Source organism: Butyrivibrio sp. INlla18 (assembly GCF_900103635.1).
Lineage (GTDB): Bacteria > Bacillota > Clostridia > Lachnospirales > Lachnospiraceae > Butyrivibrio.
The window spans coordinates 92,733-117,774 of the sequence record NZ_FMXK01000003.1; the positions used below are offsets into that span (position 1 = coordinate 92,733).

The 25,042-nt window shown below is 39.0% G+C and carries 23 protein-coding genes; 17 read left to right on the forward strand and 6 right to left on the reverse strand.

The window, feature by feature from the left end; translation table 11 throughout:
* Positions 1 to 17: 17 nt before the first annotated feature.
* The 3 genes from BLS24_RS00470 to BLS24_RS00480 are packed head-to-tail and all read left to right on the forward strand — an operon-like array spanning position 18 to position 4,065.
* Positions 18 to 992, forward strand: a complete 975-nt coding sequence (locus BLS24_RS00470; protein ID WP_091755158.1) for an ABC transporter permease — start codon at positions 18 to 20, stop codon at positions 990 to 992.
* 12 nt (positions 993 to 1,004) lie between these two features.
* The gene (gene oppD, locus BLS24_RS00475; RefSeq protein ID WP_091755159.1) at positions 1,005 to 2,771 is read left to right on the forward strand and encodes an oligopeptide ABC transporter ATP-binding protein OppD; all 1,767 of its coding nucleotides are present in this window, start codon (positions 1,005 to 1,007) and stop codon (positions 2,769 to 2,771) included.
* On the forward strand, positions 2,764 to 4,065 hold the full coding sequence (locus tag BLS24_RS00480; protein ID WP_091755160.1) for an ATP-binding cassette domain-containing protein: 1,302 nt from the start codon (positions 2,764 to 2,766) through the stop codon (positions 4,063 to 4,065). Before oppD ends, BLS24_RS00480 begins: the two co-directional genes overlap by 8 nt.
* A gap of 81 nt (positions 4,066 to 4,146) precedes the next feature.
* Here BLS24_RS00480 and BLS24_RS00485 read toward each other — a convergent pair whose 3' ends face one another.
* Positions 4,147 to 4,887: a hypothetical protein gene (locus tag BLS24_RS00485; protein WP_091755161.1), complete on the reverse strand. Its 741-nt coding sequence runs from the start codon at positions 4,885 to 4,887 to the stop codon at positions 4,147 to 4,149.
* A 176-nt stretch (positions 4,888 to 5,063) separates the two neighbouring features.
* Here BLS24_RS00485 and BLS24_RS00490 point away from each other — a divergent pair, with 176 nt between their 5' ends.
* Positions 5,064 to 5,315 carry a hypothetical protein gene (locus BLS24_RS00490; RefSeq protein ID WP_091755162.1) on the forward strand — a complete coding sequence of 84 codons (252 nt, stop codon included), beginning with the start codon at positions 5,064 to 5,066 and terminating at the stop codon, positions 5,313 to 5,315.
* Positions 5,316 to 5,414: 99 nt separating this feature from the next.
* Here BLS24_RS00490 and BLS24_RS15165 read toward each other — a convergent pair whose 3' ends face one another.
* Positions 5,415 to 5,588, reverse strand: coding sequence for a hypothetical protein (locus tag BLS24_RS15165; protein WP_161487300.1), 174 nt, complete (start codon positions 5,586 to 5,588; stop codon positions 5,415 to 5,417).
* 203 nt (positions 5,589 to 5,791) lie between these two features.
* On the reverse strand, positions 5,792 to 7,258 hold the full coding sequence (locus BLS24_RS00495; protein ID WP_091755163.1) for a methyl-accepting chemotaxis protein: 1,467 nt from the start codon (positions 7,256 to 7,258) through the stop codon (positions 5,792 to 5,794).
* Between the two features lie 242 nt (positions 7,259 to 7,500).
* Here BLS24_RS00495 and BLS24_RS00500 point away from each other — a divergent pair, with 242 nt between their 5' ends.
* Positions 7,501 to 9,570, forward strand: a complete 2,070-nt coding sequence (locus BLS24_RS00500) for a methyl-accepting chemotaxis protein (RefSeq protein ID WP_091755164.1) — start codon at positions 7,501 to 7,503, stop codon at positions 9,568 to 9,570.
* Between the two features lie 81 nt (positions 9,571 to 9,651).
* On the opposite strand, the gene glgD is transcribed toward BLS24_RS00500, so the two are convergent.
* Both glgD and BLS24_RS00510 read right to left on the reverse strand, forming a co-directional pair.
* On the reverse strand, positions 9,652 to 10,767 hold the full coding sequence (gene glgD / locus BLS24_RS00505) for a glucose-1-phosphate adenylyltransferase subunit GlgD (RefSeq protein ID WP_091755165.1): 1,116 nt from the start codon (positions 10,765 to 10,767) through the stop codon (positions 9,652 to 9,654).
* Positions 10,767 to 11,909, reverse strand: coding sequence for a glucose-1-phosphate adenylyltransferase (locus BLS24_RS00510; RefSeq protein WP_091755166.1), 1,143 nt, complete (start codon positions 11,907 to 11,909; stop codon positions 10,767 to 10,769). The genes glgD and BLS24_RS00510 overlap by 1 nt, the downstream gene beginning before the upstream one ends.
* Before the next feature lie 107 nt (positions 11,910 to 12,016).
* On the opposite strand from BLS24_RS00510, the gene BLS24_RS00515 reads away from it, so the two are divergent.
* From BLS24_RS00515 to BLS24_RS00565, 11 genes are all read left to right on the forward strand, one after another.
* Positions 12,017 to 12,937 carry a glycosyltransferase family 2 protein gene (locus BLS24_RS00515; protein WP_242872193.1) on the forward strand — a complete coding sequence of 307 codons (921 nt, stop codon included), beginning with the start codon at positions 12,017 to 12,019 and terminating at the stop codon, positions 12,935 to 12,937.
* 102 nt (positions 12,938 to 13,039) lie between these two features.
* On the forward strand, positions 13,040 to 14,266 hold the full coding sequence (locus tag BLS24_RS00520) for an EAL and HDOD domain-containing protein (RefSeq protein ID WP_091755168.1): 1,227 nt from the start codon (positions 13,040 to 13,042) through the stop codon (positions 14,264 to 14,266).
* Between the two features lie 55 nt (positions 14,267 to 14,321).
* Positions 14,322 to 14,972: a 4'-phosphopantetheinyl transferase family protein gene (locus tag BLS24_RS00525; RefSeq protein ID WP_176764288.1), complete on the forward strand. Its 651-nt coding sequence runs from the start codon at positions 14,322 to 14,324 to the stop codon at positions 14,970 to 14,972.
* Between the two features lie 24 nt (positions 14,973 to 14,996).
* A complete protein-coding gene (locus BLS24_RS00530) occupies positions 14,997 to 16,031 on the forward strand; it encodes a PrsW family intramembrane metalloprotease (RefSeq protein ID WP_091755170.1) in 1,035 nt (344 codons plus the stop codon).
* A gap of 19 nt (positions 16,032 to 16,050) precedes the next feature.
* Positions 16,051 to 16,593, forward strand: a complete 543-nt coding sequence (locus tag BLS24_RS00535; RefSeq protein ID WP_242872194.1) for a histidine phosphatase family protein — start codon at positions 16,051 to 16,053, stop codon at positions 16,591 to 16,593.
* A 190-nt stretch (positions 16,594 to 16,783) separates the two neighbouring features.
* Complete coding sequence (locus BLS24_RS00540; RefSeq protein ID WP_091755172.1) at positions 16,784 to 18,613, forward strand: hypothetical protein; 1,830 nt, start codon at positions 16,784 to 16,786, stop codon at positions 18,611 to 18,613.
* Between the two features lie 29 nt (positions 18,614 to 18,642).
* Complete coding sequence (locus BLS24_RS00545; RefSeq protein ID WP_091755173.1) at positions 18,643 to 19,632, forward strand: helix-turn-helix transcriptional regulator; 990 nt, start codon at positions 18,643 to 18,645, stop codon at positions 19,630 to 19,632.
* Positions 19,633 to 19,791: 159 nt separating this feature from the next.
* A complete protein-coding gene (locus BLS24_RS00550) occupies positions 19,792 to 20,073 on the forward strand; it encodes a hypothetical protein (RefSeq protein ID WP_091755174.1) in 282 nt (93 codons plus the stop codon).
* The gene (locus BLS24_RS00555; protein WP_091755175.1) at positions 20,073 to 21,422 is read left to right on the forward strand and encodes a DUF4474 domain-containing protein; all 1,350 of its coding nucleotides are present in this window, start codon (positions 20,073 to 20,075) and stop codon (positions 21,420 to 21,422) included. The genes BLS24_RS00550 and BLS24_RS00555 overlap by 1 nt, the downstream gene beginning before the upstream one ends.
* A gap of 7 nt (positions 21,423 to 21,429) precedes the next feature.
* The gene (locus BLS24_RS00560; protein WP_091755176.1) at positions 21,430 to 22,017 is read left to right on the forward strand and encodes a DUF5104 domain-containing protein; all 588 of its coding nucleotides are present in this window, start codon (positions 21,430 to 21,432) and stop codon (positions 22,015 to 22,017) included.
* Positions 22,018 to 22,054: 37 nt separating this feature from the next.
* Positions 22,055 to 22,429, forward strand: a complete 375-nt coding sequence (locus tag BLS24_RS00565; RefSeq protein ID WP_176764289.1) for a DUF5082 family protein — start codon at positions 22,055 to 22,057, stop codon at positions 22,427 to 22,429.
* 51 nt (positions 22,430 to 22,480) lie between these two features.
* Here BLS24_RS00565 and BLS24_RS00570 read toward each other — a convergent pair whose 3' ends face one another.
* Positions 22,481 to 22,699 carry a hypothetical protein gene (locus BLS24_RS00570; protein ID WP_071175734.1) on the reverse strand — a complete coding sequence of 73 codons (219 nt, stop codon included), beginning with the start codon at positions 22,697 to 22,699 and terminating at the stop codon, positions 22,481 to 22,483.
* 159 nt (positions 22,700 to 22,858) lie between these two features.
* Here BLS24_RS00570 and BLS24_RS00575 point away from each other — a divergent pair, with 159 nt between their 5' ends.
* Positions 22,859 to 25,042 carry a DUF2339 domain-containing protein gene (locus tag BLS24_RS00575; protein ID WP_143015132.1) on the forward strand — a complete coding sequence of 728 codons (2,184 nt, stop codon included), beginning with the start codon at positions 22,859 to 22,861 and terminating at the stop codon, positions 25,040 to 25,042.

Consider the following 25,042-nt stretch of genomic DNA (forward strand, 5'->3'; position numbering starts at 1 on the left):
GATTGGAGACATTAGTCATGGAAAACAACGAACTTTTTACTGTAGAAGGCATGACAGATGAAGAACTCTTTGCAAGAGTCGATCATAACAGCCTTGATTCAGAAAAAATTACAGCGCCTCGTTATTCATATTGGCGTTCAGTATTTAGAGTATTTTTTAAGAAAAAGATTAATATCGTAATTCTTTCAGTACTCGCTTTTGTAATCTTATTTGCTTATATCTATCCAGTTGTTACAACTTATGATAGATTCAGTAACCTTATGGATGGTTCAACCAAGCACCTTTCACCAAAGGCTGCTATTGAGAAGTTTGGATTTAGCATTAAATGGATCCTCGGAACAGGAGCATCTGGACAGTCAACATTTGATGCTATATGGAATGGTTCCAGAATATCAATCTCACTTGCATTTATCTGCGCTGCCATCAACATGACAGTAGGCGTACTTATCGGTGCTATTTGGGGATTCTCCAAGAAAATCGATATGTTCATGATGGAGGTTTACAACATTGTAGGTAATGTTCCAAATATCCTCCTTATCTCTGTACTTGTACTTATACTTTCACCAAGCTTTTGGTCAATGGTATTTGCACTTACTATTACAGGATGGCTTTTCATTGCATACTTCATCAGAACACAGGTTATCATCATCAGAGATAGAGAGTATAACCTTGCAAGTAGATGCCTTGGAACACCTATTACAAGAATTGCAACCAAGAACATTTTGCCATTTATGACATCAGTTATCGTTACACTTCTTGCTGTTGAGATTCCTTCATACATTTCATATGAGGTATTCCTTGCATATATCGGTATGGGAATGAGTGATATGTCACTTGGTAGACTTATTTATGAAGCTGAGAGTGCTATGGTTACTCCTGGTTGGCAGTTTGAGTTCTGGAGCCCAGTAGTTATCGCTTCAATTATCACAGTTTCACTTTATGTTACAGGACAGAATTTGGGTGATGCTTCAGACCCTAGAACACACATGTAAGGAATTGGTACGATGGAAGATAAGAAAGTATTATTATCAGTAAAAGATATGGAAGTAAAGTTCCGTGTAAGAGGCCGTATTCTTACAGCTATCCGCGGAATTTCGCTTGATATATATGAGAACGAGTCTATCGCTATTGTAGGTGAGTCAGGCTCAGGTAAGTCAGTATTTACCAAGACATTCGCAGGAATGCTTGAGACAAACGGCTTTATCAGTAAAGGTGATATCATCTTCAACGATGATGAACTTGCTGATACATCAGTTAAGTTAACTGGCATTGCCAAGCAGGTTATTGCTAATACAACAAATAAGCTCAACTCATATTCTTCACTTGAGTTTGGCGCTGATACATACAAAGAGATCCTTAATCTCGAGTCAGAAAGAAAGCTTAAAGAGACTCTTTCTGATGAGCAGGACCTTGAGTTTACTAAGAAGATCGAAGACCTTAAGTTCAAAAAGACTGAGCTCTTTAACTTGAAGCAGACTTACGATACAAAGTCTGAAAAGGACAAGATCAAGGAAGCTGAAAAAGAGATCGATGCATACGAAGATAAGATCAAGGCAGTAGTTGCTGAGAAGGAAGCTCTTATCAAGAAGCACAAGGAAGAGGTTAACGCTGATACAGCTTACCTTGCTGAATATGACAAGAAGCACTCAGAACTTCAGGCAAAGTATGATAAGGAAATCTCTGCTAAGTTTACAGAAGAGCAGGCAAAGAGAAACGAGATCGTTGCTAAGGAAATGTACCTTGCAACTGGTAGATTTGGATATAGAAAGAGAATTAAGTCAATCAATGGCCTTCTCAAGGCTTGTAAAGAGGCAATGAGAATGGGCGAAGACATTGGTTCTAAGGATGTTAAGATCAAACTCTTTGATAGCGTTATGTACTGCGAGCTCCTTGATGAGACACCAGAAAAGCTTCATGGTAGAAGCTATATCAACCTTGCAAGAGTTACACATCCTGGTGATTGGGGACAGATTCGTGGTAAGAAGATTGCTACAGTATTCCAGGATCCTATGACATCACTTAACCCAATCATCACAATTGGTAAGCAGATCTCATCAATCATCATGAAGCATCAGGGATGCTCAGAGGTTGAGGCTAGACAGCGTGCCATCGAGATCATGCACAAGGTAGGTATTCCTAATGCTGAAAAGCGTTATGATGATTATCCATTCCAGTATTCAGGTGGTATGAGACAGCGTATCGTTATTGCTATCGCACTTTCATGCCAGCCAAAGATCCTCATCTGTGACGAGCCTACAACAGCTCTTGATGTTACAATTCAGGCGCAGATACTTAGACTTTTAAAGGATCTTCAGAAAGAATATGGCTACACTATCGTATTCATCACACACGACCTTGGTGTAGTTGCTAATATTGCTGATAGAGTAGCAGTTATTTACGGCGGACAGATCGTTGAGCTTGGTAACGTTGAAGAAGTATTCTATGATTCAAGACATCCATATACATGGGCTCTTTTATCATCACTTCCTCAGCTTGCACAGAAGGATACAGAGCTTTACTCAATCGCAGGTACACCACCATCACTTTACAACAAGATCGTGGGAGACGCCTTTGCACCACGTAATCCTTACTGCCTCAAGATTGATACAATTGAGGAACCACCTATGTTTAAGGTGACAGATACTCATTATGCCAAGACATGGCTTCTTGATCCAAGAGCACCTAAGATTGAAAAGCCGGAAATCATCCGGAATATTCATGAGAAGTTCTTGAACGTTTACAATATTACGGAGGTTTCAGAAAATGTCTAATAATTCATTTCCTGAACATGGACCAATAGATCCAGCAACAGGTAAAGAGATACTTTTGTCAGTCAAGAATGTAGACATTACATTTGGTAAGGGTGACAAAGCAGTAAGAGCAGTTAAAAACGCAAGTTTTGATATTTATAAGGGCGAGACTTTCTCACTTGTTGGAGAGTCTGGCTCAGGTAAGACAACAATTGGTAGAGCGGTTATCAGAGTTAACCCATGTGCTGCCGGTGAGATTGACTATAAGGGTGTTAAGATCTCTGGTGATATTTCTAAGTCTCTTGATAGAGAAGTTATCAGAAATATCCAGATGGTATTCCAGGATCCTGCTGCATCTCTTAACGAGAGAGCAACAGTAGACTACATCATTTCTGAAGGTCTTTATAACTTCCATCTCTTTGAGAACGAAGCAGACCGTGTTCAGAAGGTAGAGAAGATGATCGAAGAAGTTGGTCTTCTTCCTGAGCACCTTACAAGATACCCTCACGAGTTTTCTGGTGGACAGAGACAGCGTATCGGTATCGCTAGAGCGATGGTAATGGAGCCAGAACTGGTTGTAGCAGATGAGCCTATTTCAGCTCTTGACGTTTCAATTAGAGCACAGGTACTTAACCTTCTCAAGAAATTCCAGAAGGAGAGAGATGTATCTTACCTCTTCATTGCACATGACCTTTCAGTAGTAAGATTCATTTCAGATCGTATCGGTGTTATTTATAAGGGCGATATCGTGGAGATCGCAAGTACAGAGGAACTCTTTAACTTCCCTCTTCACCCATATACTAAGTCCCTTATTTCAGCTGTACCTATTCCAGATCCTAAGCTTGAAAAGAACAAGGTTCTTTACACTTATGATGCTAAGATGCATGACTATTCAGAGGACAAGCCTGAGCTTGTTAACATTGGTCATGATCACTTTGTATATGGTAACAAGAAAGAGATCGAAGAGTACAAGGCCCTTCGTGAAAAGAATGTACCTATCCAGGCTGTAACAATTGATCCAGTTGCTGCTAAGGCTGAAAAGGCTGTTAATACAGAAACTGAAGATGTTGAGAATGACAACGTAGGATTAGAGGACGATATCCTTCAGAGACCTATCCATGATACAGGTAACTTCTGGCTTGGAATCGGATCATTCCTCTTGCCTATTATTGGCCTTATCGCAGGATTTATCTTCAGAAAGGTAAATCATATCAGAAACTATAAAAAGTGCCTTAAAGGGGCAATTATTGGCCTTATCGTAAGGGCTGTTATCATAGCTTTATTCTTTATCTTCTTACTTCTTTCATTGATCTAAGAAACAGCAAAAATAAAGGTTCTTGTGAGTGATCACAAGAACCTTTTTAATACTCATATTCTTATTTAAATCTGTAGGTTATTACTTAGACTGACTGGCTTCTGCGGTAGCAGTTTCTGCTGCTGTCTCTGTGGTGCCTGTAGAAGCACTGTCATAGGTTGATACATTAGTTACAACCCAGCTGTCTGTTTCAGCGTTCTTTTCAACTGTAAGAACAATTGCATATGTTTCAGGAGAATCGTTTTGAATAAGTCCTTCATACATATCAAGGATCTCGACAATCATATCGTTATAGACGATTGCTTCAACCTCTTCGTCTGTGTGCTCTTCATATAGAGCCTGGATCTCATCAGCTTTCTCAGTTGCATAAGTCTCTGTGATGGTATTCATCTTGGAAACGGCTTCTTCATTGTCGATCACATTGATCGGGAAAGCAGTATCGATAGTAGCTGTTACAGTACCTATACCGTTCTTGTCTACTGTAACATCTTTGATCTCATAACCAGTTACCATAGAAGAGAAGAGTTCACAGAAGGAATCAACCTTGGCTGATGTTTCTGCGTCAACTTCATCAGATTTAAAGCCATCTTTAAATTTCTGAGCAAGGTATGCACTGTCAAAGGTTCTGACAAACTGACCGTTTGAAACTGAGTCATTTGCGTACTTCTCAATATTGTCTGTTGTTCCAGATACTACTACAGATAAGAAATTCTCAGAAGTCTCCTTGATAGCATTCTTATCAGCTGAAGAACAGCCTGTGAGCAGTGATATAGTCATTGAAGCGCTTAGAATAGCTGCGCATATTTTCTTATTGATCTTCATGATATAAATTTGTGTTTTTCCTTTCAAAAAAATATTACAAGTTCCGTAATACACGGATAGTATAGCATAAATCAGGTAATTATCCAAAGACTATCGTAATTGCACTTATTTAATGATAAAATATAGATGATGTTTAATCTTTAAAATAAATGCTGAATAAAAGGAGGTTTTTTTTAATGAGAGTTCTTTTTGGTGAAGGCGTTGTTAAAGAGGTCTATTCTGCAGAAGTTAAGCCTCTGGACTTTGGAGATGGGCAGATTAGCGGAACAGAGATAGATTTCGTACTTGAAGGCGGAGATACTCTTAAATATATCTACAGCCAGAATGTAGCTATTGAGGAATCCGGACAGAGAGCAATTGATTTTGTAAAAACACTTTATAATGACGGTAAGGCAGACTTTACTCGTGAGCCTGTAGAAATGCTTTAAGATAATAAAAACTCAAATAAAAAGGTCCTATGCTTTCAAATGCATAGGACCTTTAATACTGTTCGTCTTCCATGGTATTCTCCATATTATTTGTGAAGATCATCTTTTTCCAAGACAACCCTGGTTTTTAAGTTCGATCAGTAGATCAAAAACAACCCCCAATGGTAAGCCTGTGATATGAGCTACCTTTTCAGGATCTGGATAATATTCATCTTCAAAATCCTTCTTTATGCAGTCCATGACTTCCATTCTGGCATCACATGTAGCTAGCATACACATTATTCCTCCTTTCTAAATAGTCTAATAATTTGAAAGTAGATATCATCTACCTTTCTATTATTATATCGTAAATTTAATACAAAAGTTAACCTAATTGTATTAAAAAAATATGAAATTTGATGCTGCGTAATTATTCTATTCGCAAGAAAAATCCCGTATTTCGAAGAAATACGGGACCTTTGATCATACATATTGGCTTAATCGTTTTGCTGCATATCTGTAAGCTTGTTAGCCTGCTGGAATATCTGAAGAAGTATCTCTTTAAATTCTTCAAACTTAGTAACGGCTTCATCAGATTCTCTAACGCCCTCATTAGAAAGAGAAGCAACTTCCTGACTGGTAGCAGAGAGGTTTGAGATACTGTCGTTGATCTCTGTTGTGGATTCAGCGATGGACTTCATACCTTCGCCAATCTCTGTGAAGCGGCTAAGCATATCTGTTACGTTTTCATTTATGCTATCGAAGTTCTCGCCAACAGTCTCGATCATCTCATTTTGCTCAGAAACAGAAGCAACAGTTTCGTCGATACTTGCCATAGCCTTCTGAACATCTTCATTAAGCTCATTGATGATATTGGTGATCTCTGTAGAAGCGGTATTGGTCTGAGCTGCAAGCTCTCGTACGTCGTTAGCAACAACGGCAAAACCTTTACCTGCTTCACCAGCTCTTGCAGCCTCAATGCTGGCATTAAGTGCAAGAAGGTTGGTCTGTTTGGATATAGACATGATAGTTCCAACGATCTTTTGAACGTCAGAAACTTTATTGATAACTGCCTGAGTTGCGTCTACAGTAACCTGACTTTGATCAGCAACAGCAGCTGATTTTTCTTTCAGATTATCGATAACAGCTACACCTTCACGGACTGCGTTCTGAGTATTCTCAGATGCCTGTGTCATGTCTTTTCTATGCTGCTCAGTAGTAGCTGTCTCTTCCTGAATTTGCTGAACTCTTTCAGCCTGAGTTACTGCAGATTGAGCGGTTGTTTCCATGCTTGTGGCAATTTCCTGCATTCCTCTGTGCTGCGCCTCGATGATCTGCTGGAGATCATGCATATTTTCCTGAGAATTATTAAAGAGTTCAGTGATCTTATTGGCTATGTTTGCCATGTTATTTCCGGTTTCCAGACTCTTTTCGGCATCACTTGTAATACGTTCGTTGTTTTCATCATTGAACTTGGTTAAAAGAGTTACCGTAGCAAGACACGCAATGAAAGCAAGACCGAGTGTAAGGGCAGCAAGGCCATGCATCAGGTCCAGTGATCCATTGACCACGTAATATTTTATACAAGTAATGATATAAGAAATAATGATGGCACCAATGCCTGCTTTACACAGTCTGACATTAAGATAGATTATGCTGCATATAAGTATTGGAAGTCCAAAAGCAAAGAATATTATATTATCTTCAAATATCAGGAGGAAAAAGTAAAATACGGTTGATCCTCCCATGATAAGAACAGATCCGAGCTTTTCTTCTGCGTGTCTGAATTTACCAGTCATTATCATTGCATTTCCTGCCAGAACACCTACCAGGATACCTAAATTAGCAATAGTAGCACCGTTTTGCATGAATTTTGAAATAGTGACCAAAAGACCACTGACGAGAATGACTATACATACGTTAAAAGAATTATTATTTGCTCGACGATATTGTTCTGGACTCATAAACGATCCCCTCTCTTAATAGAATCTATTTAATCCATAAATAGTACATTTATCATAACATATAGAATAATACGATTAAACATATTAGCGGTTAAAAAGAAATAAAAAAACGATAAAATTCCAACTTGGGATAGAGATATAGTTAATCATTTTTTAAGAATAAAAACAGACTAAATATTGTAAAATTATATCAGAGACTGAAAATTCATTTTGTTGATTTATCCAATTAAAGGGGTGGGCTTATGAAAAAACTAAGTTTACGCGTAAAAATGCTTATGTGTATACTTCCAGTAATGGCAGCTGCTATGATCGTTTTGACATATGTGGCTTCATCTCTGCTGAGTACAAATCTTCAAGCAGCAAATACTGATAGTATGTACCAAAATGTAAACGCCAATGCTACAGCAATAGATACCAAACTGGAAATAGTAAGGACAACAACTGTAAATATTGCTGAAATGGTCTCAACTTCATATAGATTTGTTGAGATGGACAATTATAGAGGTACCATCACCAAGATCATTAGTGATAACGATAGCGTTTTAGGATCAGGTATCTGGTTCGAGCCAAATGCCTTTGATCCAGCCGAAAAATACATGGGACCATATTGGTATAAAGATGGCAGTGAGATCGTAGAAACCTGGGATTATAGTAATGCTGGATATGACTATTTTAACGAAGAGTATTACACAAATGCCAAAGCGCTTCAGAAAGGACAGGCATCCATAACTGATCCATATTATGATGAAACATCAGGTCTTGTTATGTCCAGCTGCTCAGCACCTATCTATGATGGTGACAAGTTTGTTGGCTGTGTTACCGTAGATATGAAGCTTGAAGATGTTCAGAACATGGTTTCCAATATCAAGATCGGTAAAACAGGAAAGGCTATTCTCCTTGCTTCTGATGGAACTTATATCTACACTGAGGATCTTGATAAGGTTTCAGGTTCAGTAAAGATGCAGGAAGATCCTAATTCTGCGCTAGCTGCCATGGGAACTGAAATTGTTCAGAAGGCCTCTGATTCTCCTTTGATGGGAGCTGCATTTGATCCGAATGGAACTATTCTTTTAACCTACAAAAATGTACCTCAGGTCAATTGGAAGATGATAATAGCTATGGATCTTGATGAGATAGAAGAGCCTGTAGATCTTGCAATCAGAATGCTCGTTGTTCTTGCAATAGCTTCACTTCTTATTGGTGCCATTATCATTTGGATATTTGTACTTAGCATAAGTAAGAGCATCAATAGTGTTAAAACTTTTGCAGGACTCCTTGCAAATGGTGACTTTACAGTTGATAAGATCGTTAATAAAAGAGGTGATGAACTTGGCCAGATGAGTGAATCCCTCAATAATATGTTTGAAAGTAATAGAGATGTTATCAGTAGGATTTCAGATGGTTCAGAACAGGTAAGCGAGACATCAAGCGGACTTGCAAGTATGGCAAATGAATTATCTGATCAGTTTGGTAGTATCAGAGAAAATATTTCAGGTGTAAACGATGCTATGATGGCTTCAGGTGCTGCAACTGAAGAAGTAAATGCATCAGTAGAAGAAGTAAACGCATCAGTTCAGCAGCTTGCTTCAGAAACCGAGGCTTCAAGTTCAGAAGCTGCAGATATCAAGGAAAGAGCAAAAGAAATTGAGAAAAAGAGCCATGATGCATATGAAAATGCTCTTAGTATCGCAGAACAGAGACAGGCTGATCTTGAAGATGCAAACGAAAAAGCAAAGGTAGTAGATCAGATAGGAAGTCTTGCAGATACGATCGCTGAGATTGCTGATCAGATCAATCTTCTTTCACTTAATGCCAGCATTGAGGCGGCAAGAGCAGGAGATGCAGGTAAGGGCTTTGCAGTAGTTGCTTCTGAGATCAATAAGCTTGCAAGTGGCACTTCTGAGGCAGTTGAGCAGATAAGAGATACGATCGAAGGAGTACAGGAAGCCTTTGGAACTCTTTCAGGAGCATCAGATGAACTTCTTGGATTTATCAAGGAAACAGCTATTCCTGATTATGATAACTTTGTAAATGTAGCCAAGCAGTATGGATCAGATGCAGATTCTTTTGGTGTGTCCTCTGAGAAGATTGCAGGAATGGCAGAAAATATCCGCTCTGCAATGGATGAAGTATCTAAGGCTATCCAGAATATCGCAGAATCTACCCAGGATACAGCGGATCTTTCCAGCAGAGTTAATGATTCAGTCATGGCTGCTTCGGATGTTGTAACAAATGTAAATGACATGACTACCAAGCAAGAAGACATTGCTAATACACTTGGCGAGATCGTAGGTAAGTTCAAACTTAAATGATACTTAGTTTCATATGAATAAAAAGAAAGCTTGCGGAGAGTAACATTTCCGCAAGCTTTTTCATTTTTACCTATCAGATCATCACAGAGTGTCCTGACGTTTAATATACTGAGGCTCGTTTTCTGTACCAATAATAGTCTTGGCGTGGAGTATCTTGGCCCATTTATCTACGATGGCATTTTCAATACGGATACCAGCTTCGATCTCGGCATAGGCCATGATGATGGAATTCTTGACAACTGCGCCTTTTTTGATAGTTACGCCACGGCCGATGATGGAGTTTTCTACAGTTCCTTCAATGAGACAGCCGTTACTGATAAAGGAATTATTGACCTTGGCACTCTCAAAATACTGAGTAGGGCAGGAGTCTGTGGTCCTTGTGTATATTGGCCAGTCAGACTTAAACATCTCACTTGCAGTATTGTAATCCAAAAGCTCCATAGAAGCGTGGTAGTAATCCTGAAGAGATGTAAGGCTGGCAAAATATCCTTTGTGCTGGAAAGCGCGTACATCAAGCTGCTTACACATGAGATTAAGGATATCTGCAAAGGTATAGATGGAAGACATGAAGCTTGCATCGTTTACCAGCTCAACGAAAAGATCTTTTTTGAGGCAATAGGTATCCATAAGGATATTCTTGTTATTGGCTGTTCCGAGATTCTTTTCTATGGCCTGAACGCCTTTTTGCTTATTTAGAGATAAGGTGTGGCAGTTTTTAAAATAGTCCCTTGCATTGTCAATCTTATGATAAAGAACTGTTACTTCAGCCCCTGTCTGAATATGTGTATCAAGTAGCTGCCTGAAGTCCTGCTTGTATACCATATAGCTAGGAGTGATGATAACGTACTCCTGATGAGCTCTCTGAATGTAATCAAGGTTTTCTTTGTAAGCCAATATATCGTTGTTGTAGATAGAACGTGATGAGGTATTTTCTGTGAAAAGAAGCTGAATCTTACCTCTTTTACTGTTGATGTTATAGTGTCTGCCTGAACCTACATGCTCAGCGATTGACCTAGGTCTTGAATTTAAGTAGACCTGAATACGGTTGATATCTGAGTTACTCATGTTGGATATCGGGAAGTCGATCACACGGAATCTTCCAAGGAAAGAGAATGCTCCGATAGGGCGGTAGTCCTGAAGCCCGTCAACATGGATAGTGTTATCAGCGGAGGATACAATTCCAAGTGCAGTAGCCATTATTTGTTACCTCCTTTCACGTTGGATGCCACCAGAACAATGTTTTCGCTGTTCTTCTGGCCGACTTTAGCTTTTTTACCGATCTTGACATTCTCGGCTACAAGAGCTCTCGTGACTGTAGCGCCTTCCTCGATCACAGCTCCTGGCATGATGACAGAGTCAACAACCTTGGCACCGGCACCTACTACAGCTCCTGTGAAAAGAACTGAGTTTGTAACGCTACCTTCGATCTGAACACCCTGGGTTATGTAAGCGCGCTTAACTTTGGCATCTTTGCCTATATACTGTGGAAGAGTGGAGACATCTTCTGTGTAGATGAGCCAAGATGAGTCGTTTAGGTTCAGCTCATTCTTTGGATCAAGAAGGTCCATATTTGCTTCCCAGAGAGAGTCGATAGTTCCAACATCCTTCCAGTATCCGCTAAATTCATAAGCAAAAAGATCTTTCTTTTCATTTAGCATTCTAGGGATAATGTCTTTTCCAAAGTCATGATCAGAATTAGGATTCTTCATATCGTCAACCAGCATCTTCCTAAGGAGCTTCCAGTCAAAGATGTAGATACCCATGGAAGCTAAGTTACTCTTAGGCTTTGCAGGCTTTTCTTCAAATTCAATGATGCGACCCTTGTGGTCTGTATTCATGATTCCAAAGCGGCTTGCTTCTTTCATAGGAACTCCGCGCACAGCAATAGTAGCATCCGCATTGTGTTCCTTGTGGTATGCAAGCATCTTGGAATAGTTCATTTTGTAAATGTGATCTCCAGAGAGGATTAAAAGATATTCTGGATTGTAAGCATCGATAAAATCGATGTTCTGAGAAATGGCGTCAGCAGTTCCTCTGTAGACATCAAGGCCTTCATCAGCCTTCTCACGAGGAGTCAGAACATATACGCCACTATCTTTGGAATCAAGACCCCAGCGTCCATCCTGGGCAACATAACTATTAAGAAGAACTGATTCGTACTGAGTTAGCACACCTACGACATCAATTCCGCTGTTAGCACAGTTACTTAGTGGAAAATCTATGATACGATATTTGCCGCCGTAGTATACAGCGGGCTTAGCAACTTTGGTGGTCAGATCTTTGAGTCTGCTACCACGGCCACCGGCTAAGATCATGGCCAGCATTTCATTTTGAGCCATACACACTCCCCCTTGTCCTATGGATTTATAGAAATACTACTATATTTATGATATAATACAGCGTAAAAAAAAGATAGTTTAATTATCGAAAAAGTGAGGATTTAATAGTGCTTTCAGTAGTAATACCTGCATACAATGAAGAGGAGATCATCCCAAAAACTGCTAAGACGATCGATACCATATTGAATGATGCAGGAATAGATCATGAGCTTTTGTTTATAAATGATGGTTCCAAGGATAAAACTTGGGAGAGGATCAAAGAGCAGGCTAGCCTTATTCCTAGTGTTAAGGGCGTATGCTTTTCCAGAAACTTTGGCAAGGAATCAGCGGTATTTGCTGGAATTGCAGAGGCAAAGGGAGATTGCTGCGTAGTTATCGACTGTGACCTTCAGCATCCACCAGAAAAGATAGTTGAGATGTACAGACTCTGGGAGCAGGGTTATGAGATAGTAGAAGGTGTCAAGACCAGCAGAGGTAGAGAGAGCGGCATGCATAAGTTTGCAGCCAAGACTTTCTATTCCATCATGAGCGAAGCTGTTGGCTTTGATATGTCTAGAGCATCTGATTTCAAGCTTCTTGATAGGAAAGCCATCAACGTTTTGATCAATATGAATGAAAAGAACGCATTCTTTAGAGCCCTTTCTTCATGGGTTGGTTTCAAGCAGACAGAAGTTGAATATGAAGTTAGAGAAAGAGAAGCTGGTACCTCCAAGTGGAGCACCAAGTCTCTTATTAAGTATGCAGTTACTAACATTACCTCTTTTACATCTGCTCCTATGCAGATAGTGACTATCATGGGAATGTTTGTGTTTGTATTTGGCCTGCTTGTGAGTATCGAAGCTCTTGTTCAGTACTTTAGAGGAACTGCAAGAGAAGGATTCACAACAGTTATCATCCTTCAGTGCTTTACATGTTCTGTTATCATGATGGGACTTGGTGTTATAGGATTTTATATCTCCAAGATATATGACGAAGTTAAGGGAAGACCAAGATACATTATTGATAAGACAACTGATGAAGATAATTAATATAGTGTACGCAATTTTATAAAAAAATATTGGTTTAAACGGGAATATAGAGTACAATATAGGTGGGAGTCTGTCTTTTTGTACAGGAAAGGAGACACAATAATGTTAGCAACATTAATTCCTTTGTTCGATGGTAATATGTCAGTGTGCGCCTACTCTGTTTTTGCCCGCAAAGAGAATCATTTCTTGAATCCCAATCTTGAGGGCGGCGCAAGATACGACGGAGCAGGTACTGTTCATGAGCTGGAAGTGGTCAGCAGCATGGGCGTATCCACGCTTTCAGGCGGCAAGGAAGTATTTGTCCCCATAAATCAGTTTTCTATTTTTTCAGAGATCTCACTCCAGTGTACAGTACCAGCCAATAAGGTGGTTCTTTTGATGGACAACACCATTAAACCTGAAGAGCAGTTTATTAAGAGGGTAAAAGAGCTAAAGAGTCAGGGCTACAAGCTGGCTATGAGAAAGCTCCCAATTATTCAGTTCGAGCCTTATAGAGAGATCTTAAATAAATGTGATTACATTCTCCTTAATCATTCCAAAATTGATATTCAGAAGGCCAAGATATATTTCACAGCTGTTTATCCTAACATTAAGCTCTGCGCTGTAAATGTAGATACTCAGGATGAGTACGATGAGCTTACCAAGGATGGCGGATATGACCTCTATGAAGGTAGCTTCTTCAGAATGCCGGTAAAAGAGTCTGAGACAGAAGTTAACCCTTTGAAGGTCAACTATATTGAACTCCTTAACGTGGTCAATGCTCCAGACTTTGATCTTACAGATGCAGCGGACGTAATCGGAAAGGACCCTGCTCTTGTAATTTCTCTTTTGGAGATCGTTAATAGAATGGCTCTTAATTCTGAGATCTCATCTATCAGACATGCAGCTGCTATGATGGGACAAAAAGAGCTTAAGAGATGGATCAACACAGCGGTTACCAAGGAACTTTGTGCTGATAAGCCTTCAGAGATCACAAGACTTGTTATGATCAGAGCTAAGTTTGCTGAGAACCTTGCGGAAATCTATGAGATGGCAATGCAGGGACCAGAGCTCTTTATCATGGGTCTTTTCTCAGCAATCGATATCATGCTTGAAAAGACAATGAAGGAAGCACTTGATATGGTAGTTGTGCCAAAGCTTGTAAGAGAGGCGCTTCTTGAAGGAACAGGTGACTACTACAAGATCCTTAATTTTATCAAGCGCTATGAGGATGCTGACTGGGTTGAGATATCAAGACTTATGGTAGTTGATAATATCGATATGGATAAGGTTTACGAAGCATATCTTAATGCATTAAGATGGTATAGAGATCTTATACCAGTAAGTTAAAAAGATTTAGATGGCCGCGCTGGAGGAATCTGGCGCGGCTTTTTTGGTGAAGCAAATGAATGAAGTTTATGGATTAGACATCAGAATACTAGATGATAAAGAGGTCTTTGATTCCTGGTATCAGAAAATGCCAGAATATAGGAAAGATAAGATAGACAGGATAAAACCTCTTAATGACAAGAAGCTTTCTCTTGGTGCTGGCATTGCATTACATAGAGCTCTTTTGGCAAATGGGATAAAAGAATATAAGGTTGGAGCATCTGAACATGGTAAGCCTTATATCATAGGAAAAGAGGGGATTTTTTTTAACCTATCCCACTCTGGAAATGTTGCAGTATGTGCAATATCTGACAGTGAGATTGGAGTAGATATTGAAAAAAGGCGCAGCTTTAGCGAGGGTCTTATAAAGAAAGTCTTTGACGATAGAGAAATTCAGGATGTGGAAAGAAGCGCAGAGACTATAGATGATAGAAATGAGCGTTATACAGCTCTTTGGACTATTAAGGAAAGCGTCATGAAATATTATGGCACTGGAATAGCTATGGATCCTGCCTCTATACATGTGGATCTTGGCGAGAAAATATCAGTAAAATGCCAGGCTTTTCCTGAAGAAAATCTTAACATTTTTTTTAATAATTATGATGAAATAATGTTGACAATTTGCTCCAAAAATAATAACTTTAACAAAGTGATTAATTTTTTATAACGCTTTGAAAAGGGGATAGAGTAAATGTCAATTTTAGCATTCCTTGCAGTGTTACCTGCTGCAGTATTACTTATCGTTATCTACAAATTAGATAACATTGAGAAAGAGCCAGTAAGCCTCATGGCTAAGGTATTTGGCTTTGGTGCATTATCTGTAATCTCAGCTGTTTTGATGGAGATGGCCGGTAGTGCAATCCTTTCATTATTCTTTAGAACAGAGAACGCATTATATGATGTTATTATGTACTTTTGCGTAGTTGGTTTTTCTGAGGAGATTGGTAAGTTCGTTGCTCTTAAGCTCGGAACATGGAAAAATCGTGAGTTTAACTTCTCATTTGACGGAATCGTATATGGCGCATGCGCAACACTTGGTTTTGCAACAGTAGAGAACATTATGTACTGCTTCCAGTATGGACTTTCTGTAGCAATCACAAGAGCTATCATGTCAGTTCCAGGACACTGCATCTTTGGTGTATTCATGGGTATCTACTATGGAATGGCCAAGAGATGTGAGCTTAGTGGAGATGAAGAGGGCAAAAAGAAGAACTTCTACAAGTCACTTCTTATTCCTATCTTACTTCACGGAACTTATGACTTCTGTCTTTCATACCAATATGACGGAATCATGTTAGTATTTATCGTATTCGAAATTGCTATGGTTACAGCAGCGATCAAGAGAGTTATCAAGATGTCCAAGACTGACAGCCCACTTGCTCCTGATATGCAGATGGCAGTTGGCGCAGAGGGAATGTATCAGCAGGCTCCAATGATGGGACAGATGCAGACTCCAGTAATGGGACAGCCTCAGGCTCCAGTTATGAATCAGCAGCCAGTAACTCCAGTTCAGCAGGCACCTATGCAGCAGACACCAGTAGTACCAGTTCAGCAGACACCTGTGCAGCAGACACCAGTAGCACCAGTTCAGCAGGCACCTATGCAGCAGACTCCAGTAGCACCTGCTCCAGCTCCAGTTCAGGAGCCAGTTGTAACACAGACACCTGAGCCTGGTATCTACAACCCTAACCCAGTATTTACTCCAGAAAGTATCGAGAATAAATAATTTTCTTATGCTATACATAATGAGACATGGAAAAACAGAGTGGAATAAGCTCCAGAAGCTCCAGGGACAGATCGATATTCCACTTATAGAAGAAGGAAGACAAGTAGCCATAGCTGCAAGAGAAAAGAACAAAGCTCTTCATTTTGACGTATGCTATGCGTCTCCACTTTTAAGGGCTAAGGAAACAGCAGAGCTCTTCCTTGAAGGGACAGATACTCCTATTATCTTTGACGATAGATTAAAAGAGATGTCTTTTGGCGAATATGAAGGATCACTTGGATATTTTGATGATCCAGAAAATCCTGTAAATGTGCTATTTGTAAGACCTGAAGCTTACGTGCCTACAGGTAGCGCCGAACCACTTGAAAACTTAAGTAAGAGAAGTAAGAGCTTTTTGGACGAGATCATTTATCCTCAGCTGAAAGAGAATCCAGATAAGAACATCTTGATAGTGGCTCATGGAGCACTTGGATGTAGTCTTATTTCTCACATTAAAAATACTCCACTTGAACATTTCTGGGACAATCTCATAGGAAATTGCGAATTAGTCAGACTCCTGTAAAACGCTTGTTTTACGGGAGTTTTTCATTTCCTAAATTATAAATTTTTCACCTATGTGAAATTAAATTTCATAAATTAATTAAATTGAATGAAATTTAATATTGATATTTTTTATCATCCCATGTATCATTTTTTTAACGGCAAATTATTAATATTTTAATGCTTTTATGATTTTCTTAATGGAGGGGAATATGACAAGGAATGTTTATGGAAAGCTACGCAAGATAGCTGCTTCTGCGCTTGCGTGCCTAATGGTCGTATCTTTTGCGATCGTTCCAGGGACCAGTGTTTATGCATCATCTGATGTTGATTCACTGGAACCATCAACAGCTGAAACTCCAGCTGAAGCACCAGTAGTACAAGAAATAAAGGATGAGGAAACACCAGCAGCACCAGCTCCAGAGGCTGTTACACCTGCAGCTGAGACACCTGCGCCTGAGACACCTGCTCCTGCATCAGCAGAGGTGGTTTCAGCTACTGCTCCTGCACCTGTAGAAGAGCCAAAGGGTGAAGAACCAGAGGCAAAACCTGCAGATGGGTCAGCACCAGCAGCAGAACCAGCACAGGGTGAAGAGCCAAAGGTACCAGCTAATGTATCTGCTTCTTTTGAGACTGGTGAGATCACTATTACATTAACTGAAGGTGAGACTCAGGAAAAGAAGGAGGATCAGCCTGAAGCAGAATCTAATAAAAAGGAAGATGCAGCTTCTGAGCTTAATAGTGGAAGTAACGTCAATGACTCAGAGCCCGAGACTAACGAGAACAAAGGTGAAGAACAGCCAGCGCGGTTGTTTTCGCTACGTTTAGCAGCTGCTCCTGCAGCTACAGCTAGTGCTGATGATCCTATCAGTGTAGAGACACTTGATGATGGAAGTATAGTTGAAACTTATAAGGGATATAAATACATATATAAACCTGTTAGCAGTGGATATGGAACAGAGTATTCTTTTGTAGTAGAAGTAACGGGAGATGGTCTAGACGAGATAGTTATTAATACTCCTAGACTTAAACAATCTCTTGAACCTGGGGATACTGTTTCTGTTCATTTTAAGCTGAATAACACGGATGAGACATATACTGTAGAATATACTGAAGATCCTTCAAAATATGTTCTGTATTATTCTCTTCCAGATTCAGAAAGAAACAGAGCAGCTTTAGAAAAGATGGGGTACACAATAGTCAAAGAGTCTGATGATGGAAAGATATTAGTTACTCCTAGTGGCAGCTTCTTAGGTTCTAGTACAGGTTATGTAGGAACCAGTCTTATGCATTTTTTGATAGAGACTGAAGAAGGTAGAAACATATTAAAAGAAAATAATGTGAAATTTGATTCAAGTGTTGATGAGAAAAGTCTTTACAGAAAAAATATGCGTTCTGTAACTCAATTTTTGGAAAAGCTGGAGGATGATGATCCTGACAAGATTGACGAATTGTTTATTAAAAACGCAGAGTACAGAATTAAAGAACAGACTGGGCAGGAAGTGAGTTTTGGAAATGATGTGGCTAAAGCTTGGAATGATCTATTCTTTAGTTTAGCATGGAGAACATATTTCGAATTAGATGGAAAAGAGGTAAAGGAGTTCCCAAGTGATGCAAAATGGGAGCCAGGACAGAGCATCAATATTGCTGTTATATCAGAGTTAAATGGAGAGATTAGTGATAATTTCTACGAAGACATTGCTTGGAATTATGCAGGTCGACTAGTTATCAGAAGATTTTCAGAACCAGTCCCACCACCATATGATCCACCAGAGGATCCAGACGATCCACCTTCAGATCCTCCATCAGACCCACCTTCAGATCCACCTTCAGAGCCAACTGTAGTTCCTACAGTTCTCACACAGCCAGCACCTGAAGCTCAGGTTCTCGGCGCTAGAAGAGAAAATGGACAGGCAGTTCTTGGAGCAAGAAGAGCAAAGACAGATGATACTTCCAATAATGCAGGAAGATTGTTTATAATAGTAGTTGCAGCTGGTGCTCTTGTAACAACATCAGTACTTGGCCGCAAGAAAGCTAAATAATTTTCCATGCCGGGAGGTTACATCAATATATGTCAAAGGGTACTAATCAGAAATTAAAGCTCTATTATCTGGCTAAGATCATGATATCTAAGACAGATGATGATCACTATCTGACAATGCCGCAGATCAAGGATCTGCTTGAAGACTACGGCGTAACTGCTGATAGGAAAAGTCTTTATGATGATATGGAAGCCCTTAGGACTCTTGGAATTGATGTGCTTCTAGAGCATGAAGGCAGGAATTATTATTACCATGTTGGATCCAAGCACTTTGAACTTGCTGAGCTTAAGCTCTTAGTTGATGCCATTCAGGCTTCAAAGTTCATAACTGAAAAGAAGTCTAATGCCCTCATCAAAAAGCTTACAGCTCTTGTAAGTGAGTACGAGGCAAGCCAGTTAAAAAGACAGGTTGAAGTTCAGGGCCGTATCAAGACCATGAACGAGAGTATCTACTACACCGTAGATGATATTCATAACGCCATAATCAATAATAAGGCGATAACATTTGAATATCTTAAATGGAACCTGCAAAAAGAACTGGTGCCAAGGAAAGAAGAACGCTACGAAGTAAGCCCTTGGGCTCTTACATGGGATGATGAAAACTATTACCTCATTGCCTATGATGATGAAAGTCAAAAGATAAAGCACTACAGAGTAGATAAGATCAACAAGATCAAGATCACTGATAAGAAACGCCAAGGCAAAGAGCACTTCGCAGCCTTTGATATGGCAGCCTATTCCAAGATGAACTTTGGAATGTTTGGCGGAAAAGAGACTAAGGTAAAGCTTAGGTTCAAGGGCGAAATGGTCGGAGTCTTACTTGATCGTTTTGGAAAAGACATTTCTATCAGGAAGTCAACAACTGCTGGCTGGTCCGAAACAAATGTCGATGTTGCAGTAAGTGATCAGTTCTTTGGATGGATATTTGCTCTTGGGGGCTCGGTAGTCATCGCAGGTCCTGATGAAGTAAAAATGAGATTCAAGGAAGAATTAGAGAAGGTTAAGGAATTATATAAGTAAGGTAAGAACTATCTTAGATTTAATGTCTAAGATAGTTCTTTTATATTAATTAAAAAGTAATATATTGCAGACAATGTAACAATGCCATATAATTCACTTATCTACTGCATGTAGGCACGATAGGCGGTAAATATGTAAGAAAACAAGGTGGTTATAGATTTGGCTACAGAAGTATATATGGACACGGAGGTGTTTACAGAGATAGTTGATGGCATTGCTACCAGTGGGTATCAATGTCATTTAGATAGCTCTTTTGTAAAAGACTCAGAGAAAATGGCGAAGACAGATATTACTGATTTGCTGTCAGAATATACCAGTAAATATTATGACCTTGCAGATAATTATAAGGTACATGCAAGTGAACTTCTGCCTCATGGATTGAGCACAATCAGAGATTCACTTATTATGCAAGACAAGATTATTAGTGAGGCGATAGACTGATGAGCGTTGTTGGAAAAAGTAAAGAGTACGATTCTGAGATAGTTGCTTCATTTATGTCAGATCTTTTCCAGGAGCATAAAAAATATCAAAATAGAATGCTTCAGCTTGAGTGTGAGTTTGAACGATATGAGACTAATGATACACATAGAGGAAAAGCGGCAGAAGCATCAAAAGCATATATAAGAGAGGGAGAAAAAAGATTTCAATATGAGATACTAGATGCCAATTCAATGCTTCTTCATCTGTATGATCATATGCATGACATGTTTTCAAGTAAAGTCGATTCCCATCCAAGAGCTAAGATTAAAACTAATGTTTTACTAGAAATAGAAAGGCATTATAAAAACTACTATCATGATGTCAAAGAAAGCGGGGATGATATTGAAACTAGAGCTCGTGCTATAGAAAGCAAATTTGGAAAATATGGAAAGGTTACTATTCCTGATTTTGAACCATCAAAGATGGCGTATAAAAAGTTTTGTGGTGGGGATTCAGAAAATAGTGGCTATCTATATGAGTGTATAGATAAATTTGTAAGGTTTGATAGGAATGAATGCGAATACGCTGAAAGCATGCAATTGCCAGAAAAAATTGATGAACTGGATACTAGGCTAACAGTATCAAGTAATGCTCTGTCAATGATGCATGCTGTCTTCTTTGGCATGAAACATTATAATATAAAGCTTGCAAGCGCATCTGTTGGTACTCCAAAGTACTGGTATGAAAAGGATGGTTTTACCCAAAATGGAGCTTGGGAGAAGAACTTTATCTTTGATCATAGTCCTAGTATAACTATGATTCCTGCTATAGTTTGGGATTTTAGATATGGCAAAGATGGAAATTATCACGTTGATACTCATGATAATCTTACTTTTGGTACTTGCTGGCAGCAATTCATGGGATATATGGAGTTATATGACGTTGTTTTTGATATAGGCACGAATATGCAATCAAGACAGATGACTTTTTATTATGGCGGACAAGAATATACTATTTGGTATTGGAAAGGTGATTATTTAAATTTGGGAGCTGGTGGTGAATGTGGAATTTATAGAGGAAGTGAATATGTAAAAGAGTGTGCCACAAATATGAATTTACATATGACAATTCAGGTTGATTATGCAGACGGAACAAAATCTGAAATGTGGGAAGATGACACTTGGTGGATAACTGATTTTAATCCTAAACAGATGTGGTATAGTGAAGCAGATTTAGATGCCACGTCTATCACTTATACCATAGATATGTCGTTCTTGGATGATGCTGAGTGGAATGATTTCATTTCAGCAAATCAAAGAGACTTTGACTTAAAAATTTTGGATGGAAAAATAATTGAATTTTCACTGTGAGGGGAAAATGAAAAAACATATATTTTTAATTTTGTTGGTTATTATTTTTGCTACTGCGTGTTCAAGTGATGAATATGATATTGCATATAATAGACATTTGAATAAGTTTCATTCATTTATGTGTACATATTCGTATACAGATGGTGTTTTTGAACAACTAGTTGAGATGATAAATACTAAAGATGCAGATAAATTAAGAGATTCTTATGCAGAATGCATTTCAGACATTGACATAGCAGGATTTGATACTATGGATTTTTTAGATTACTTTGATGGTAAAATTATAAGCTATGAAAAAGAAGGAAGTCGTATCGATAAGAGGAATGGTGGCTTATTCAGTAATTATTATAGTATCTATTTTATAAGATCATATAAAATTCATACTGAAGACGAAAGTTATATACTGTGCTATTCCTATTGCTTCTGCAGTGGAGATAGGACCGAAGAAGGTTTACATTCTCTAGGGGTGATGTTAGAAGATTTGGATGATAATGATGGAAGGCTTTATTATGGCATTCCAGGAATATACATTTGTACTGAAGAAAATAAGGAATACATTCAAGCATTAGCAAAGAAGTATGGAGCCGTAAATTAAATTTGCATGCTCTATGCTAGAAAGGAAAGAGATAGTTTTGGGACGAAGAGGAGCTATTTTAGCTGAGATACAGGCTCTATATGAACAGATTAATGAGTATAGGCGCGACATAGAAGAACTTGAAGAAGAAAGATTTTGTATAAGGCAGCAGTATACAACTATAGATGAAGTCAATAAGTCTGTTATTCATTACGATATGACATATGGGGATGATTGGAAGGGAAATCTTGAAACTGAAGCAGAAGAGTATAGGGAAGAAATCTATTACACGACAGATACGGCGTTAAATGAGATGTTAGAGCTTATTGATGATATCAATCGGATAATTGAAGCTATAAATGAGCTAATTGAGAAATGCTACGCAGAAATTGAGGAATTAGAAGCAGAACTTGCCTCGCTTACCGAAGAATGATGAATAATGCATTTTAAAGGGCTGTGAATTTTCACAGCCCTAGTTATGTCTTTATTTAGTTTTTACTGGCAGAAGCTGTAAGCCTTTTGTTCCAAAGAATAGGCTGTTTCTGATCATTCCAATCCTATAGAGATTTAAGATATAAAATAATGAGCACATTACTGTAATTATTCCGAATGTACTTATAAGCTCCTCTACAGTAGGTGGATAGCCACGTCTTCTGGTATAGTTACCTACATATTCTGCAATTTCAAATTCTATTCTTCCCATCTAGTCTACCTTCCCTTCTGGTTTATATAGAACGATAGGATAATGATACCTGTTTTATGTTTCATAAATGTGTAGCAAATATTAAATGAAAATAAACTTTATACCCCTATGTATTTGAAGTATAATGTGACTATTGGGGAAATTGAAAGGGGAGAGCGCATGAATAATTTAGATAATCTTGAAAAAGAAGTTGCTGAGATACAGCGCCAGATGTCTAGCATCAATTCTATGCTTGGCAAAGTAGCTCAGGAAATATCTGAAATAAGAAAATCCCAGGAAGAAGAAAAAATACAGCAGACTCAGCCGGTACAGCCGGTTCAGCCAAATGTGTACACTCAGCCTGTATACCAAAAGCCTGTGTACACGCAGCCTACACAGCCTGTACAGCAACCGGTAGAACCACAACCTGTTCAGCCAGTTCAGAAGCCTTCAGAAAGTCAGTCTGTCTTTTCACAGGTTAATATTCCTAGTGCGGTTAATGTGTCTGATGCTCAGGGAAGAGACACTTCCAAGAAAGGCATTTTCACTGAATCCTGGATCGGTTCACATCTCATGGGAATCGCAGCCAGCATACTTATATTCATTTCATTAGTTCTTTTTGCAAAGCTATTGATCCCATATCTTAGCGATGTGGTCAAGGTTGGACTTATGTTTGCAGGAAGTATCCTTCTTACGGGAATTGGATTTTACTTCCACAAAAAGAAACCTGAAAACTCCTTCTTTAGCGCGCTATTCGCCTGCGGAGAAGGATGCCTGTATCTGTCCATCATAGTTACAAGAGCAGTATTTATGTACTTTAACGATATTGAGATGTATGTGATGCTGCTTCTTTGGGGACTTATGGTTGTCTTCATCGACAAGAAAAAGAGCCTTCTGTTCCAGATCATTGCAGACATGGGCTTTTTGGTGGCAGTATTCTTTAGCGGCAATATGAGTAGCTACAAGCTCATTTTCCCTATGCTTGGATATATTATCGTAATGGCAGTGGTATATCTTTTCGTATTTAGTAAAAAGCGCCTTAGCAGAAATATCCAGATTGGTGTCAGCATGTTTGCCTTGATCATATTTGAGGGCAACATCACCAGCAACTTTGGAAGAAATACTTCAGCACTCTTTGTTCTTGGAATCCTGACGGCCATATTTACAGTATCTTACGTGATACTTCTTGGCCTTAGACTTAAGTTCCAGCAGCCAGAAAGCCTTATATGGGCGTTGGCAGCTGCTTGCATAGCACTTGTATCATTTGTTGTGACAGTTTTGGCGCATCCTTATGAAGAAGCTATGATATGCGGATTCGTAGCCCTCTTGGGCATTATTGGAGAGATTTATCTGATATTAGAGGATCAAAAGAGCCATGAACCAGACCTAAATGTTATAAACGCTATATGGACTTCGTTATTGTTCCTTGTTCTCATTACCTATGCAGGATTTGAACTTCCAAAGCTCATAGACACAGGTATCATCTACATCTTGTTCCTTGCTATGATGTGCTATGGCTTGTTCAAGCAGTTTGACATCGTTAAAGTTCAGGCAGGAGGTCTTGCAATCTGGACAATGTTTTATATGTTTGCTCCAGATGCCCCAGTTATGCTTGCATTCTGTGCCCTTTGCTTCTTTGCATTTTGCTTCATTGCCGAGACCTTTGTCCTTGGTGAAAAGAACTATATCAAGAATACAGCATATTTCATGATGCTGATCGCTCTTGCAAAGTTTAGCTATGAAATGGGACTTCGCATCGACCAAAATGAGGCAGAGCTTATTTCAATCGCAGCTTTTTCTCTTGTAAATGCACTTGCTATAGGCCTTAAGTTCTTTACCTATGGAGAAGGCGAGGAAAATAGTCCGATAAATATAGCTCTTAACGTGTTAAATGGATGTATGCTTCTTATAACACTTTTCATTATGTTTGATGTTAGCAGGACATGGATGGTTTGGGGATATATCTGTCTAGCTGTTGTTCTTGGCTGCATCAATCTTGGAAGGCATATCAGAAATGGCGGCGGAGAGCTCTTATATGCAGGAATCAAATTTGGTGTGATACTGCTATTTAGCCTTCTTGCAAATGAATGCGAGAACTATCTTGTAAGTGTGATAATACTTGCGTTTGCTATTGTTTGTATCGTTGGCGGATTTATGCTTAAGAATAAAGGAAAATGCCTTAGAATATACGGCCTTGTCCTTTCAATGATATGCGTATTCAAGTTCATTATGGTGGATATTTCCTATGAGAACAGCATTGGACACGCTATCAGCTTCCTTATAAGCGGTGTATTGTGCTTTGCAATAAGTGCTATATATAATCATTTTGAAAAACTAGATAAAATGCAGCAGGCAGGAGAGTAA